We start from the raw sequence: 14805 nt of genomic DNA on the forward strand, positions 1-14805 counted from the left end.
TCATGCGCCTTTCGCTCGCACCATCCTGCCCGGGTCGGCTCTAGATGGATCGGCTCGACCTGCGCCGGATCGTCCGGGTCGCGCGGTCCGGCGATACGCTGCGTGCCTGGCGCATGTTCGAGCAGGCGGCGGGCAGCCATGCCGAAGACGATTACGACCTGCTGAACCTCCGGGGGCGACTGCTGAAGGACCGGGCGGTCGCCGCCCAGGGCGATGATCGTTCGCGCCTGCTGGCGGAATCGCGCGACGCCTACCTTTCCGCTGCCCGGCGTCGTCGCGCGACCTATCCGCTGATCAATGCGGCCGCGATCGAGCGGCTCGCCGGCAATTTCGCGCGTGCGCGCGAGTTCGCCGCCGCCACGATCGCGTTGCTCGACCAGGGCGATCACGAGCCGGACACCGCTTATTGGCTGGCCGCCACCCGGGCGGAGGCCGCGCTGCACACCGGACCGGTCGAGACGGCCGCCGACCTGCTGCGCGACGCGATCGCGCTCGCGCCCGACGCGTGGGAGGATCACGCCTCCACGCTGCGCCAGTTCAGGCTGCTGCTCGGCTGCGTCGGTGCGGACGACCGCTGGCTGGAACAGCTGGCTCCACCCGCCGCGCTTCATTTCAGCGGGTTGATCCACTTTGACCCCACGATCGGCGGATCCGGCCGCGACCTTGCCGATCGGCTCGACCGGCTGCGCTGCGGCTTTGCCTATGGCGCGCTCGCGGCGGGCGCCGACATCGTCATCGCCGAGCTGCTGGTGGATCGCGGTGCCGAACTGCATCTGGTCCTGCCGGCGCGTCCCGACATTTTCCGGCGTCAATCGGTGATGCCGTTCGGCGATCATTGGGGCGAGCGGTATGACCGCCTGCTCGCGCGGAGTGCCTCGGTGGAGGTGGTTGCACAGGGGCAGGACGTGTCGCTCGCGGCCGTCGAGTTCGCGGCACAGGTCGCGATGGGCTCGGCGATCTGTCAGGCACGCGCGCTCGAAGCGCAGGCGGTCGCGCTTCGGTTGGTCGATCAGGCTGCGGGCGACGCCCAGTCATCGGCGGCGAGCGACCAGGCGTGGGAACGGCTGGGATTGCCGCTCATCCGCGTTGCCGCACCCCGATCGAGCGCGCCGGTCGCGACGATTCCGCACGCCGAAATCACGGCAATCGTTGCCGCCCCGCCCGCCCGTGGCACAACCGGAGCTGCCCCCGACATTTTCAGCCGCATCGCCCCCGAAGGCCATCATCGTGCCGCCGATCCTGCCGCCGCCGCCAGGGTCGCGCTCGACGCGCTGGCAAGCGCGCCCGCGCTTCGCCTGGGCCTGACCGCGGGTCCGGTGATCGGCAGCGACGACACCGCCCGGCTGGTCGAGCTGGCGGGGCTGATCGCGTCGGCGGCCGCGCCGGGCCAGCTGCTTGCCTCGCGCGCGGTCGGGCTGGCGCTGCTGCTGCTCGCGCCCGAGCTGCGCTGCGAATCCGACCAGGAACTGTCGACCGCCTATGGCGAAATGCCTGTCTGGACGGTAGCCGACGTGGGGCGCGACGCGTAGCGACGCCGATCAGGCAATCAGTTCGGCGAGCAACCGAGGCGAAACGATGGTCAGCGCACCGCCGGCCCGCTCGACGATGCCGCGACGCTCGAGAACCGCGATGGCGCGCGACGCCGTCTCGCGGGTCGTGTTCGCCGCGACGGCAAGCGAGGTGACCTTCGGCAGGGGCTGGATCCGGCGGGTCTCGCCCGCAAGCCGAAGGATTTCCGCATAGACGCGTCCGACCGCGCTCAACGTCGATCGCGCGGTCATGCGATCGAGCGCGAAGTCGAGCTGGCGCGCGAAGAGCCGTGCAAGCCCGGCGCCGATCTGCTGATGCTCGGTCGCCAGCCGGTCGAGCGAGCGCGACGCGATGGTCAGCGCCTCCACATCGCGCTGGACGATCAGGTCGGCGCGATGCGTCGTCGCGGCGGGATAGGCGCCCATGACCTCGCCCGGACCGTGAAAGGTCAGTTGCGAGCGCTGGCCGTCCGACCCGATGAACTCGACATTGACCAGCCCGTCGATGATCAGCCAGCACCGGTCGGCGGCGTCGCCCTGGTGCGCGATCACGTCGGACCGGGCATAGGCGACGCGGCTCATCTGGGCCTCGAGCACGGTTGCCAGGTGGGTTTCGCATCCCAGGAACGCCGAAACGGCTGCGATCCGATCAACTCTCGGCACCTCGCTTCCCCCCGGAACTAACCCGCGACGGGCACCCGCCGCCGTCGACCGTGCGCACCCCTATACCATCGCTTTGAACGACACGCGCAACTTTGGATCGACCGGGCGTGACCTTCATCACAGCGCGGCCTGCCCGACGCGCCTATGACGATATTGCGACCCGACGGAACCGTCGTCAGGCGGGACCGCACCTTGGCCCGGCCGCTCGCGGCCGGGCCGCCTTTTCGCGGGCGAAAAGGTCGACTCGCGCACGGTCGTGGATTGGTGACGACGGATTGCCGGGACCTGACGGGCCGGTCGCGCCCGGACCAGTCCCGAAATCGAACGCCAATCGATTGCGCGCGTGAATGAACTTGCCCCCGGGAAGAGGTTTCACCTTGCGTCAAATTAAAATAGCGCCGAAATGGATTAATCGCGCGCGATTATCCGCGGCATGAAGCAAGAAAGAGAAACCATGACAGACGAAACCGCGCTTAACCCAGTCGAGCTCGCGACCGAATTGACGATCGCCTGGCTCGGCAATCAGAACAACCGGATTGCGGCGGAAGAGGTCCCCGCTTTTCTTCGGACCATGCATACGACGCTGACCGGTCTTGCCGGCGCCGCTGATGCCGGTGGCGAGAGCGAAGACTCGGCGGGCTCGATGGAGCACAAGCCTGCGGTGTCGGTCCGCAAGTCTTTGGCATCGCGCGACGCGATCATTTCGATGATCGACGGCAAGCCTTACAAGACGCTGCGCCGTCATCTCTCGACTCACGGCCTGACGCCGGAGGAATACCGTCAGCGGTACAATCTGCGCCCGGATTATCCGATGGTCGCCGAAAGCTATTCGGAACAGCGGCGCGCCATGGCCAAAAAGATCGGGCTCGGATCGCGGGGCCGTCGCCCCAAGGCCGCTGAAACCGACGCGCCGGCGGCACCGACGCGGCGCCGCGCGACCAAGCAGGGTTGACCGGCCGCGCAGCGGGTGCAGGTCGCCCGCTGCGCGCGAAATCGCGCGCTTGCCGCTGACGTCTGGCTCAGCCGAGCGGCGCGTGCGCGATGCGCGGCAATACGTGACGTGCGAACAGGTCGGCTTCGGCGGCGTGTGGATAGCCGGACAGGATGAAGGCATCGATGCCTTCCGCGCGATAGGCGTTCAGCTTGGCGAGAACCTGATCCGGATCGCCGACGATCGCCGCACCGCAGCCTGAACGCGCCCGGCCGATGCCGGTCCACAGATTGTCCTCGACATAACCGTCGCTGGCGCTGGCGGCTTCGCGGAGCTCCGCCTGGCGCGCGACGCCCGCAGACTGGCTGTCGAGCGAGCGTGCACGGATCGCGGCCCCGGTTTCGGCATCGAGTCGCGACAGCAGCCGGTCGGCCGCGGCGCGCGCCTCGGCCTCGGACTCCCGCACCACGACATGGACGCGATAGCCGAACTTGAGCGTGCGGCCGTGGCGCGCGGCCCGCTCGCGCAGATCGGCGATGATCGCGCGGACGCCGGCCATCGAATCCGGCCACATCAGATAGACGTCGCACCCCTGCGCGGCGGCTTCGCGCGCGGCGGGTGACAGGCCCCCGAAATAGAGCGGCGGGCATTTCCCGGTCAGCGTGGTGACCCCCGGTGGCGCCAGATCGAGCTTCCAGAAATCGCCGTCGAACTTCAAATGCTCGCCGTTGAGCAATGTGCGCAGGATGTGCATCGCCTCGACCGTGCGCTGGTAGCGCGGCGCGCTGTCCAGCGTCTCGCCCGGGAGGTCGCTGGAGATGATGTTGACGGTCAGCCGCGGCAGCCCGCCGCCGGTCAGCCCGAGCATCCGGTCGAGCGTCGCGATCTGGCGGGCCAGCTGCGGCGGCCAGCTCTCGCCGATCCGGACCGCCATCAGCAAACGGATGCGCCGGGTCAGCGCGGCGATGCCCGCGGCGAATGCGGTGGTGTCGATGCCGAGCGCATAGCCCGACGGCAGCAGGATATTGTCGAAGCCGCCGCTTTCGGCCTGCAGCACGATGTCGCGGCAATGTTCCCAGCTCGACTTCAGCCGGGGATCGGGCACGCCCAGAAATTCATAATCGTCGTCGCACAGCGCCGAGAACCAGCTGATCTCACACGGCTGTTCGGTTCCGTTCATGGCAGGCGCTCCCCTGTCCCGGCCTGCATCACCGCATACCATTGGTCGCGGGTCCATTCGACCTTGTAGGCGTCGGCCGATGCGCGGATGCGGTCGGGTTGCTGCGATCCGACGATCGGGATGATCCGCGCTGGATGCGCCATCACCCAGGCAAGCGCCGCCGCCGTCACGTCGACGCCATGGGCCGCACCCTGTTCGGCCAGCAGCCCATGCGCGGGATGATCGGGGTCGAGCAGCCGACCGCCGGCGAGCGGCGACCACGCGAGCACCGCCATGTCGCGTGCCATCGCCTGGTCGAGCGTGCCGTCATAGAGCGGCGCGACACGCAGCGGCGAGAATTCGGGCTGGGTCGTGACGATTGGCAGGTCGAGGAACGCCTGCAGCGCGTCGACCTCCGCGGGGCTGTAATTGGACACGCCGATCGCGCGGACCTTGCCGGCGGCGACCATCGCGGCGAGCGCGCGGGCCACCTCCTGCGGGTGGGTCATGAAATCGCGGCGGTGGATCTGGTAGAGGTCGATCACGTCGATCCCCAGCCGCGCCAGCGAGGCGTCGACGGCTGCCGCCAGATAGGCCGCGCTCGAATCATAGGGGCGCGGCGGGGTGATGCCGCCCTTGGTCGCGATGACCATGCGGTCGCGCAGCGCCGGTGCGTCGGCCAGCACCCGGCCGAACAGCGCCTCCGACGAGCCGAAGCCCTCCGGCGTGCCATAGCCGTAAATGTCGGCGGTATCGAACAGCGTGATGCCCGCGTCCAGCGCGGCATCGACACGCGCGCGCGCCGCCGCCACGTCGGTGCCGGTGAAGCGCCACATCCCCCACGCGATCGGGGATACGGTCAGTTCGCTCTTGCCCAGCGGGTGCGGATCGGGAGAAAGGCGGAGGCTCGTCATGGCGACGATCTTTGGCACAGGGATTTGACGGATGGTAGCTGCGATCCGCTACGGCGTTGTCGGCACGGGCATGATGGGGGTCGAACATCTGCGCAACCTGATGATCCTGCCCGGTGCCGAAATCGTCGCGATCGCGGATCCGGTCGCCGCCTCGCTCGATTGGGCACGCGCCGCATTGGGGGACCGGGCCGCGGGCGTGCGCGCGTTCGACGACGTGGCGTCGTTCGCCGCCGCCGCCGATGTCGATGCGATCGTCATCGCCGCGCCCAACCACACGCATCGCGATGTCGTGGCGCGTCTGCTCGACCGCGATGTCGCGATCCTGTGCGAAAAGCCGCTGGCCACCACGATCGCCGACGCCCGCTGGATGGTCGATCAGGCACGGGACCGCGCCCGCCCCTTCTGGACCGCGATGGAATATCGCTTCATGCCGCCGGCGGCCGAGTTCATCGCGCAGGTGCATGCGGGCAAAGTCGGCCAGCTCAGGATGCTGTCGATCCGCGAACATCGCTTTCCCTTTCTGCCGAAGGTCGGCGACTGGAACCGCTTCGCGCGCAACACCGGCGGGACGATGGTCGAGAAATGCTGCCATTTCTTCGACCTGATGCGACTGATCGTGCGGTCGGAGCCGGTGCGCGTCTTCTGTTCGGGCGGCCGTGACGTCAATCATCTCGACGAACGCTATGACGGCCGCGCCCCCGACATTCTCGACAACAGCTACACCGTCGTGGATTTCGCCAACGGCGTGCGCGCGATGCTCGACCTGTGCATGTTCGCCGAGGGCGCCGAGCATCAGGAGGAGATGTCGGCCACCGGTGATCGCGCCCGCCTCGACGTGCTGATCCCGCCCGGCGACCTCGTGTTCAGCCCGCGTGTCGACTGGCGTGGACCCAAGGCGGTCGAACGCTGGCATGTCCCCGTCGACGAGGCCGCGATGGCGGCGGGCTCGCACCACGGCGCGACCTTCTATCAGCATCAGGCGTTTGCCGCCGCGATCCGGGGCGAAGGTCCGGTACAGGTAACCGCCGAGGACGGGCTGCGCGCGATGGCGATGGGTGCCGCCGCTGAACTCAGCGCGCGCGAACATCGCGTCGTCGCGATGGCGGAGCTGGGCCTTTGAGCCTGAGCGCGCCGATGAACCCGGGCGATCATGTGCTGATCGTCGGCGGCGGCTTTTCGGGCACGCTGCTCGCGATCAACCTGATGCGCCACGATGGGCCGCGCGCGACGCTGGTCGAACGCCGGCCCGGCCAGGTCGCGCGCGGGGTGGCTTATAGCGCCGCCGACGACAGCCACCTGCTCAATGTGCGCGCCGGCAATATGAGCGCCCTGCCCGACGACCCCGGTCACTTCGTCCGCTGGCTGGAGGCCAATGGCGAGGGTGGCGCGACCAGCTTCGTCCGGCGGACCGCCTATGGCCGCTATCTCGCCGCGCTGCTGGCGGAAACGCGCGCGCGCGCCGGTGATCGGCTGCGCGTCGTCAACGGCGACGTCGTCGCGCTCGCCAGCGACGCAACGGGTGTCGAGGCGCGCTTTGACGATGGCACCGCGGCGCGTTTCGAGCGCGCGGTGCTGGCGCTCGGCAACCTGCCGCCGCATGCGCCACCGGGCGTCGATCCCGACAGGCTACCGCGCGACCAGTATTGCGACGACCCATGGGCCGCCGACATCGCCGAGGGGCTGACCGACGACGATACGGTGCTGCTGCTCGGCACCGGGCTGACCGCCGTTGACGCCGCGCTGCTGCTCGACCGGCGCGGGTTTCGCGGGCGCATCGTCGCCATGTCGCGGCGGGGCCTGCGTCCGCGCGCGCACATGATCGGCCAGCCGCCGGTGACCCCCTGGCACGAAAAGCCCGCCCAGCGCCTGTCGGAGCTGTCGCGGCTGGTCCGGGCCGCGGCGGCGGCCCCAGGCAGCGACTGGCGCTGTGCGGTCGACGCGCTGCGCCCGGTGACCCAGCTGATGTGGTCGGGTGCGGATGTCGCGACGCGGCGGCGCTTCCTGCGCCATCTGCGCCCATTCTGGGATGTGCATCGCCACCGGCTGGCACCGGAGATCGCGGAGCGGATCGATCGACTCGTCGCGGCCGGCCGGCTGAGCTTCCGCGCCGGGCGGGTGCGACGCGCGGCGTCCGACATTTCCGGGCTGGCCATCGAATGGCAACCGCGCGGCGACGAACGAAGCGTGCGCGAGCATGTCCGCCGGATGGTCAACTGCACCGGGCCCCAGGGCGACCTGCTCCGCAGCACCGAGCCGCTGCTGCGCCAGCTGCTCGACAGCGGCCGCATCCGGCCCGACGCCGCGCGGCTGGGGATCGACATCGCCGCCGACACCTGCGTGCTCGGCCGCGACGGGACGCCCGACCCGCGAATCCACGCGATCGGCCCGATGACGCGGGGTGCCTATTGGGAGGTCGTCGCCGTGCCCGACATCCGCGTCCAGACCTGGAACGTCGCGCGTACCCTGTCCAACGCGCATTGGGTCGGCGGCGAGGGACTTTGATCGAACGCACCCGACGCGCGCACCGCTGCACGAAATTAGGAATATCATAAGATTGCGGCGTTAGATCGCGTTAACCACGGTTTCAGAGAAGCGGCGCGGTGACCAGAACGGGGAACGCAATCGAGGAGACGTCGCGGGCGCTTGGTGCATTGGTCATCAATTGCGCCGATATCGCCGGCCAGCTTGGCCAGGTTTCCTCCGACATCAGCGAACAGAGCGTCGATCTGGGCGGATTGTCGCGCGTCGTCGACCGGCTGGTCATCAACCAGCAGGCCGCCGATCATGCCGCGGCCCAGACCCGCAAATTGTCCGATCAGGTCCGCAGCAAGCTCGAACAGAACGCCCAGGCGATCGAGGAAGCCACGTCGAGCTTCGGCGAACTCACGACGCTGGTAAGTGGCCTCGGGGCGCACGTCACCGACCTGTCGAACGCGATGAGCGAGGTGCGCTCGGTCTCCGACGTGATCGCGCGGATCGCGACGCAGACCAACCTGCTCGCGCTCAACGCCGCGATCGAGGCGGCGCGCGCCGGGGTCGAGGGCCGCGGATTCGGCGTCGTCGCCGCCGCGGTCAAGGGGCTGGCCAGCGAAACCCGCGAAGCCACCCGCCGCATCGACACGACGATCGACGTGCTGTCGGGTGAAGCATCCCGACTGGTCCAGGAGATCGAGCACGGGATGATGCGCAGCCTGTCGGCTGAACGCGGACTGGCGCGCATCCGGGCGAGCATGGCGGATGCCGGCGAGATCATCACCATGGTCGACGGCCAGTCGGCGGAGGTGACCGAGGCGGTCGCGGGCATCGAGGCGAGTGTGGCCGAGGCCAGCCGCGACATCGCCAAATTCGCGGATGCGCTGCGGATCAACGCGGTGAACCTTTCCCGCGCCCGCGCCCGCGTCGACACGCTCGAGGTCGAAGCCAATCTGACGCTCGACCGGCTTGCGATGTCGGGGCTGGAAACCGGCGACACGCCATCGATCGAGCGCGCGAAGGAGGTCGCACGCGAGATCGAGCGGCTTGTCGAGGCCGGCATCGCCCGTGGCGAGGTGAGCGAGGATGCGGTGTTCGACTGCAACTACCGCCTGATCCCTGGGTCGAACCCGCCGCGCTACGATACGGGGTTCAACGATTTCGCCGACCGGCACATCCGGCCGATCCTCGACCGCGAAAGCACCTGGTCGCCGGGTATGATCGGATCGGTCATCAGCGACGTGAACGGCTATCTGCCCACCCACCTGACGCTGCGCTCCCAGCGCCAGGGCAAGGACATCGCCTGGAACATGAAATGGTGCCGCGACCGCCGGATCATGATGGACGACGCCACCCGCCGCGCGATCGAGAGCAGCGCGCCGGCGATGCTCAATTGCTACCGCATGGCGCTGGGCGAGGAGGATTTCCTGCCGCTGAAGACGGTGTTCGTGCCGCTTTGGTTCCGGGGCCGGCGCTGGGGCAATTTCGAATTTGCCTATGTCGATGCCCAGGATGCCCGATCGCTGGCGATCGGCGCGTCGGGTCTGGCCGAAAGTCTGGTGAACGCCGGCGACCAGCTGGTCGAAGCGACCGCCTGATCGCGCGGCTCAGCTCGATTGCGCGGGCCGTCCGCGATCGAGCGCGCCGAACTGCCGCTCATATTCCGACACATCGCCCGCCACGATCAGCCGCGCCTGTTCGACCCATTTGTCGCGGGCCATCCGCCCGGCAAAATTGCCCAGCGCGGCGTCGATCGTCGCGGCACGCTCGGGCGTCAGCGCAGCGAGCACGGCCAGCGACGTCACGCCCTCCTCGGCCAGTCGCGCCGCGACCCGTGGCCCGACGCCCTTCAGGATCGTGAGGTCCGATGCAGCGGCGGGTGACGCCGGCGGCGGTTCCGCCCGCACCTGCGGTTCCGGATTTTGCGACGGAACCGGCGCGGCCTGCAGCTGCGGTGCCGGAGCTTCTTGCGGGACCGGTGCGACCGGGGCGGGCTGATCCTCGATATCGGGGCTGCCCGCGTCCAGGCGAAAGCCATGCCCGCTTTCCAGCAGCTCGGCCTCCGCCTCGCGCCGCCGCTGCTTCAGCCGCCGTCCCCGCCAGATGATGTACAGCGCGACCAGCGCGAACAGCCCGATCAGGACGAAATGGGTGAGCGTGAAGGGCCACATCCGGTCGGCGGCAGCCAGGGGGGTCGAGGGCGGAAGCGATTTGTCCATGGGCGCACTCATATCACCGATGCCGCCGCCGACCAGTGCCGGTCGGTTCAGCCGCGCGCGACTTCGCGCCAGCCGATGTCGCGCCGACAAAAGCCGCCGGGAAAGTCGATGCGGTCGACCGCGCGATAGGCCGCCGTCTGTGCGGCGGCGACGCTCGGCCCCGTGGCGGTGACGTTCAGCACCCGCCCGCCGCTCGCCACCAGCCGGTCGTCGGCCAGCCGCGTGCCGGCGTGAAAGACGCGCGCGCCGGTTGCCTCGGCTGCCTCGATCCCCGCGATCGGCGCGCCGGGCGCCACCGGGCCGGGATAGCCGCTGGCCGCCATCACGACGGTCAGCGCGGCCTCGTCGGCGAAGCGCGCCGGCGCATGGTCGCCCAGCGTGCCCGCATCGGTCGCCAGCATCAGCTCGAGCAGGTCGTCCTCCAGCCGCATCATCAGCACCTGCGTCTCCGGGTCGCCGAAGCGGCAATTATATTCGATCAGCATCGGACCGCCGTCGGTCAGCATCAGTCCGGCATAGAGCACGCCAGAATAAGGCATGCCGTCGCGCCGCAGCGTGTCGATCGTCGGCCGCACGATCTCGTCCAGCGCGCGCTGCATCAGTTCCGGCGTGAGCACCGCGGCTGGGCTGTAGGCGCCCATGCCCCCGGTATTGGGGCCGGTATCGCCCTCGCCCACCCGCTTGTGGTCCTGCGCCGATCCAAAGGGCATCAGGTGCGTCCCGTCGGTCAACACGAACAGGCTCGCTTCCTCGCCGGTCAGGAACGCCTCGATGACCAGCTCCGCGCAGGGTTCGGCCATCAGAGTGACGATCGCCGCGTCCGCCTCGTCGGGCGTGGTCGCGATGATCACGCCCTTGCCCGCTGCCAGGCCGTCGGCCTTGAGCACCACCGGCAGTGTGAAGCCGGCCAGTGCCTCGCGCGCGGCGTCGGGGGATGCGACGCGTACATAGCGCGCCGTCGGAATGCCGGCGCGCGCGCACAGGTCCTTGGTAAAACCCTTCGATCCTTCCAGCTGCGCGGCCTCCCGATTGGGGCCGAAGACGCCGATGCGCTCGGCGCGCAGCCGGTCGGCAAGGCCCGCGACCAACGGGGCTTCCGGCCCGATCACCACGAAGGCGATCGCGTGGCGGCCGCAAAAGGCGACGACCGCGTCGTGATCGGCGGGATCGAGCGCGACCCGGGTCGCGTGTGCGGCCATGCCGGGGTTGCCAGGCGCGACATAAAGCGTATCGAGACGCGGCGATTGCGCCAGCTTCCACGCAAGCGCATGTTCCCGCCCGCCCGATCCGATCAGCAGGACGTTCATGCCCGATCCCTTGTTCGACGATTCAGTGACGCGGCTGGTAGCCGAGACGGTGCCGGGCGACAACGCCGCGCCGGAAAGCGTCAGCGAATTGTCGGGCCGGCTGAAACGCACCGTCGAGCGCGAGTTCGGCCAGGTCCGGCTGCGCGGCGAGATTTCCGGCTACAAGCGCGCGGCGTCGGGGCACGTTTATCTGGCGCTCAAGGACGAAGGCGCGGTGATCGATGCGGTGATCTGGCGCGGTGCGGCCGCTGCCATCCCCTTCGCCCCGCAGGACGGGATCGAGGTGATCGCGACGGGCAAGGTCACGACCTATCCCGGCCGGTCCAAATATCAGATCGTGATCGACCGGCTGGAGCTGGCCGGCGAAGGCGCGCTGATGGCGCTGCTCGAAAAGCTCAAGGCACAGCTTGGCGCGGAGGGGCTGTTCGACGCGGCGCGCAAGCGGCCACTGCCCTTTCTGCCGCGCGTCATCGGCGTCGTCACCTCGCCCACCGGGGCGGTCATCCGCGACATCCTCCACCGCCTCGCCGATCGCTGCCCGAGCCATGTGATCGTCTGGCCGGTCCAGGTCCAGGGCGACGGCGCCGCCGCCCAGGTGGCGCGCGCGATCCGCGGCTTCGACGCCCTGCCCGTCGATGGCGGGCCGATGCCGCGCCCCGATCTGCTGATCGTCGCGCGCGGCGGCGGCTCGATCGAGGATCTGTGGGCCTTCAACGAAGAAGTGGTGGTGCGCGCGATCGCCGACTGCACCATCCCGGTCATTTCGGCCGTCGGGCACGAAACCGACACGACGCTTGCCGACTACGCCGCCGATCTGCGTGCGCCGACACCGACCGCAGCCGCGGAGATTGCGGTGCCGGTGCTCGCCGATGTGCGCCATCAGGTGGCGACGCTGGCGCTGCGCAGCGAACGGTGCGCGCGCCGCTATCATGATCGCGCCGCCGAGCGGCTGGCCGCGCTTGCCCGGCTGATCCCGCGGCGCGAGGCGCTGCTCGGCCCGCAGCGCCAGCGCACCGACGATCTGGCGCAGCGTCTCGGGCTCGCGCTCGAGCGCCGGGTGGTGCTGGCGCGGCGCAGCCTCGACCGCGCGGGCGGTGCCCTGCGTCCGGCGATGCTCGACCGGCGGCTCGATGCGGCCCGCGCCGCGCTGCGGCTGGCGGGGGCGCGGCTCGATGCCGGCAATCCCGACAACCTGCTCGCCAAGGGCTATGTCCGCGTGGCCGCGCGCCTCAACGGCCAGGCGGTGACGAGCGCGGCGGATGCGCGCGCGACGGGCGCGCTGACGCTCCATTTCCGCGACGGCGCGATTGATGCCAAGGTTGAGCGCGCGGGATCGAAGCCCTATCCTGACGACAAACCCGAGCAGCAACGCCTGCTCTAGACCAGGAAACAGGCCAGCCATGCTGATGTCGAACACCGCGCGCGCGGCGCGCCTCCACTATCTCGCCAACGGCTATCGGATGCTCAGCGCGGGCGATCATGTGGTCTGCGCGGTCAGCGGCGAGCGTATTCCGCTCGACGCGCTGCGCTACTGGAGCGTCGCGCGCCAGGAACCCTATGCCAGTGCGGAGATCGCCACCGCGCGGCTTGCGGGCGGATGAGGCTGCGCACGGTTGGTGCCTGTGTGATCGCGGCGGTCGTCGTCGCGTCGCCAGTGCTGGCCCGGAATGACGATCGGGCCGTTTCGCTGATGGCCGTGGTCCAGCTCGATCGCCCGTTCGTTCAGGGCGGCATTGCGCGCGGCCGGGTCCCGCGCGGCTGGAGCGGGCTCATGCTCGACGATCGCGCGGTCGGGGTCGCCGGGGACGGAAGCTTCCTGGTCGCGATCGATCGCGATGCCGGGCCGATGGCGACGCTGGCGCTCACCGACGCAGCCGGCGTTTTGCATCGCCAGCAGATCGCGGTCGCGCCGCGCGACTGGCCGATCCAGCGGCTCGACAGGGTAGCGCGCTTTCCCCAGCCGAGCGCCGAGTTCGCCGCCCGGCGTCCCGCCGAGCTGGCCCGCATCGCCGCCGCGCGCGACCGGATGAGCGAGAGCGCGGGCTGGCGACAAGCCTTTGTCTGGCCGGCGAACGGCCGGATATCGGGACGGTTCGGATCACAGCGCATCTATCGCGGCGAACCCGGTGCCTATCATTCGGGCGTCGACGTCGCGCGTCCCGCCGGTACGCCGGTTGTTGCGCCCGCCGACGGCGTGGTCACGCTCGCCGCCGACTCGCCCTTCACGCTCGAGGGCTGGCTGCTGATCGTCGATCACGGCATGGGACTGAACAGCGCCTTTCTCCACCTGTCACGCATCGACGTGCGCGAAGGCGACCAAGTGCGTCAGGGTCAGCCGATCGGCGCGATCGGGGCGAGCGGTCGCGCATCGGGGCCGCACCTCCATTGGGGGGTCACCTGGCACGGCGCGCGCATCGATCCGGTCGTGCTGCTTGGCCCGCCCGCGCGCGAAGATGCCGGGAACGCGCAAGAAATCTCGCGTTTCGACGCGCAGAGAACGGGCACCAGCGGAACCGCGCGCGCCGCGGAGGATTGAAGCTGAACATCGAGCCGAACCGGAACATGGGAGCGCCACGCGATGAAACTGACCCTGATCACTCTGATGACCCTGCCCCTGATTGCGGGTTGCGCGATGGATGGCGAAACGGTTGCGACGGCGGATACGGCCGGGCCGATCGCGGTGGCCGATTTGCGCACGGCGACGGGCGGCGACGCGGGCCGGGTGACCGCCACCGCCGCCGCGACGGGGATCGAGGTCCGCGTCGACGCGCGCGGGCTGACGGCCGGCCAGCACGGGATCCATATCCACACCGTGGGTCGGTGCGACGCACCCGATTTCACGACCGCCGGGGGCCACTGGAACCCGACCGCGCGTCAGCACGGCAGCATGAACCCCGCCGGCCCGCATTCGGGTGACCTGCCCAACCTCACTGTCGATGCCGCCGGCAATGGCCGCGTCGAATTCACGCTGGCGGGCGGTACGATGGACGGTCTGCTCGATGCTGACGGCGGGGCGTTCGTCGTTCATGCCGGCCCCGACGATCTGAAGACCGATCCGTCCGGCAACAGCGGCGGTCGAGTCGCCTGTGGGGTGTTTGCCGCGTCCTGAGCGGCCGCGTTGACAAGCGGGTCGCCGCGCGGAACACTCGCCTCCCCCAGTGGAGGCGAGAACAGGCGATGCCGAAGAAGAACGCGGACGCGAAGAAATCGGGCGAAGGCAAGAAGGGCAGCGCCGCGCAACGTGCGCTGGCTGCACTCAATCTCCCCAGGGATTTTCCGCTCGGCAAGCCGAGCGCGAAGGCGCTCGCCAAGCATCCGGTTCTGGCCGAACTCGCCGCAATCGCACTCGAGGCACTGGCGGGCGAAATCCGTGCGCGTGTGAAGGACAGCTCAACCGCTGCGCCGAAGCGCAAGACCGCGAAGGCGGCGGCAACACCCACCGAAACGCCGGCACCCGCTGCTCCGACGGAGACTGCAGCTAAGCCGGCCGCGCCCAAGCCGGCAGCACCAAAGCCGGCCGCCCCCAAGCCGACGGTCGCAAAGCCGCGCAAACCGGCGGCGGCGCGGCCTGCGGTTCGCAAGCCGCGCACACCCGCCAGCTAGCGGCGGCG

15 protein-coding genes are annotated in these 14805 nt (G+C 69.7%); 10 read left to right on the plus strand and 5 right to left on the minus strand.

Features of this window, described 5'->3' with window-relative positions; genetic code table 11:
- The first annotated feature begins 44 nt into the window (after positions 1-44).
- Entirely contained in the window at positions 45-1529 is a 1485-nt protein-coding gene (locus tag AX676_RS03620) for a tetratricopeptide repeat-containing protein (RefSeq protein ID WP_066480882.1), read from the plus strand.
- A gap of 9 nt (positions 1530-1538) precedes the next feature.
- On the opposite strand, the gene AX676_RS03625 is transcribed toward AX676_RS03620, so the two are convergent.
- Positions 1539-2192, minus strand: a complete 654-nt coding sequence (locus AX676_RS03625) for a Crp/Fnr family transcriptional regulator (RefSeq protein WP_066480883.1) — start codon at positions 2190-2192, stop codon at positions 1539-1541.
- Positions 2193-2646: 454 nt separating this feature from the next.
- Between AX676_RS03625 and AX676_RS03630 the strand changes: the two genes are divergently transcribed.
- Positions 2647-3144: a MucR family transcriptional regulator gene (locus tag AX676_RS03630; protein WP_066480884.1), complete on the plus strand. Its 498-nt coding sequence runs from the start codon at positions 2647-2649 to the stop codon at positions 3142-3144.
- Positions 3145-3211: 67 nt separating this feature from the next.
- On the opposite strand, the gene AX676_RS03635 is transcribed toward AX676_RS03630, so the two are convergent.
- Complete coding sequence (locus AX676_RS03635) at positions 3212-4303, minus strand: LLM class flavin-dependent oxidoreductase (protein WP_066480886.1); 1092 nt, start codon at positions 4301-4303, stop codon at positions 3212-3214.
- Positions 4300-5196 (minus strand): aldo/keto reductase, encoded by an 897-nt coding sequence (locus AX676_RS03640; RefSeq protein WP_066480995.1) that lies wholly within the window; start codon positions 5194-5196, stop codon positions 4300-4302. The genes AX676_RS03635 and AX676_RS03640 overlap by 4 nt, the downstream gene beginning before the upstream one ends.
- A 31-nt stretch (positions 5197-5227) precedes the next feature.
- Between AX676_RS03640 and AX676_RS03645 the strand changes: the two genes are divergently transcribed.
- From AX676_RS03645 to AX676_RS03655, 3 genes are all read left to right on the plus strand, one after another.
- Positions 5228-6316: a Gfo/Idh/MocA family protein gene (locus tag AX676_RS03645; RefSeq protein ID WP_197417048.1), complete on the plus strand. Its 1089-nt coding sequence runs from the start codon at positions 5228-5230 to the stop codon at positions 6314-6316.
- 14 nt (positions 6317-6330) lie between these two features.
- Positions 6331-7698, plus strand: coding sequence for an FAD/NAD(P)-binding protein (locus tag AX676_RS03650; RefSeq protein ID WP_066480890.1), 1368 nt, complete (start codon positions 6331-6333; stop codon positions 7696-7698).
- Positions 7699-7796: 98 nt separating this feature from the next.
- Complete coding sequence (locus AX676_RS03655) at positions 7797-9266, plus strand: methyl-accepting chemotaxis protein (protein ID WP_082730856.1); 1470 nt, start codon at positions 7797-7799, stop codon at positions 9264-9266.
- A gap of 9 nt (positions 9267-9275) precedes the next feature.
- On the opposite strand, the gene AX676_RS03660 is transcribed toward AX676_RS03655, so the two are convergent.
- On the minus strand, positions 9276-9887 hold the full coding sequence (locus tag AX676_RS03660) for a hypothetical protein (protein ID WP_066759988.1): 612 nt from the start codon (positions 9885-9887) through the stop codon (positions 9276-9278).
- Positions 9888-9934: 47 nt separating this feature from the next.
- Positions 9935-11194, minus strand: a complete 1260-nt coding sequence (gene purD / locus AX676_RS03665; protein WP_066480894.1) for a phosphoribosylamine--glycine ligase — start codon at positions 11192-11194, stop codon at positions 9935-9937.
- On the opposite strand from purD, the gene xseA reads away from it, so the two are divergent.
- The 5 genes from xseA (at position 11193) to AX676_RS03690 (ending at position 14797) form a co-directional block, all read left to right on the plus strand.
- Complete coding sequence (gene xseA, locus AX676_RS03670; RefSeq protein WP_066480895.1) at positions 11193-12575, plus strand: exodeoxyribonuclease VII large subunit; 1383 nt, start codon at positions 11193-11195, stop codon at positions 12573-12575. The genes purD and xseA overlap by 2 nt on opposite strands.
- Before the next feature lie 19 nt (positions 12576-12594).
- Entirely contained in the window at positions 12595-12795 is a 201-nt protein-coding gene (locus tag AX676_RS03675) for a DUF2093 domain-containing protein (RefSeq protein WP_066480896.1), read from the plus strand.
- Complete coding sequence (locus AX676_RS03680; RefSeq protein ID WP_082731291.1) at positions 12792-13730, plus strand: M23 family metallopeptidase; 939 nt, start codon at positions 12792-12794, stop codon at positions 13728-13730. The genes AX676_RS03675 and AX676_RS03680 overlap by 4 nt, the downstream gene beginning before the upstream one ends.
- Before the next feature lie 42 nt (positions 13731-13772).
- Entirely contained in the window at positions 13773-14303 is a 531-nt protein-coding gene (locus tag AX676_RS03685; protein ID WP_082730882.1) for a superoxide dismutase family protein, read from the plus strand.
- Positions 14304-14371: 68 nt separating this feature from the next.
- On the plus strand, positions 14372-14797 hold the full coding sequence (locus AX676_RS03690) for a hypothetical protein (protein ID WP_066480897.1): 426 nt from the start codon (positions 14372-14374) through the stop codon (positions 14795-14797).
- The last annotated feature ends 8 nt before the right edge of the window (positions 14798-14805 follow it).

The sequence above is a fragment of the Sphingomonas sp. CCH21-G11 genome, from assembly GCF_001555965.1.
Lineage (GTDB): Bacteria > Pseudomonadota > Alphaproteobacteria > Sphingomonadales > Sphingomonadaceae > Sphingomonas.

Bases quoted from the DNA above. Each gene is read 5' to 3' on its own strand.
- AX676_RS03620 (WP_066480882.1), top strand. From the start codon at position 45: ATGGATCGGCTCGACCTGCGCCGGATCGTCCGGGTCGCGCGGTCCGGC.
- AX676_RS03650 (WP_066480890.1), top strand. From the start codon at position 6,331: ATGAACCCGGGCGATCATGTGCTGATCGTCGGCGGCGGCTTTTCGGGC.
- AX676_RS03630 (WP_066480884.1), top strand. From the start codon at position 2,647: ATGACAGACGAAACCGCGCTTAACCCAGTCGAGCTCGCGACCGAATTG.
- purD (WP_066480894.1), bottom strand. From the start codon at position 11,194: ATGAACGTCCTGCTGATCGGATCGGGCGGGCGGGAACATGCGCTTGCG.
- AX676_RS03635 (WP_066480886.1), bottom strand. From the start codon at position 4,303: ATGAACGGAACCGAACAGCCGTGTGAGATCAGCTGGTTCTCGGCGCTG.
- AX676_RS03685 (WP_082730882.1), top strand. From the start codon at position 13,773: ATGAAACTGACCCTGATCACTCTGATGACCCTGCCCCTGATTGCGGGT.
- AX676_RS03690 (WP_066480897.1), top strand. From the start codon at position 14,372: ATGCCGAAGAAGAACGCGGACGCGAAGAAATCGGGCGAAGGCAAGAAG.
- AX676_RS03640 (WP_066480995.1), bottom strand. From the start codon at position 5,196: ATGACGAGCCTCCGCCTTTCTCCCGATCCGCACCCGCTGGGCAAGAGC.
- AX676_RS03660 (WP_066759988.1), bottom strand. From the start codon at position 9,887: ATGGACAAATCGCTTCCGCCCTCGACCCCCCTGGCTGCCGCCGACCGG.
- xseA (WP_066480895.1), top strand. From the start codon at position 11,193: ATGCCCGATCCCTTGTTCGACGATTCAGTGACGCGGCTGGTAGCCGAG.
- AX676_RS03680 (WP_082731291.1), top strand. From the start codon at position 12,792: ATGAGGCTGCGCACGGTTGGTGCCTGTGTGATCGCGGCGGTCGTCGTC.
- AX676_RS03675 (WP_066480896.1), top strand. From the start codon at position 12,595: ATGCTGATGTCGAACACCGCGCGCGCGGCGCGCCTCCACTATCTCGCC.
- AX676_RS03645 (WP_197417048.1), top strand. From the start codon at position 5,228: ATGGTAGCTGCGATCCGCTACGGCGTTGTCGGCACGGGCATGATGGGG.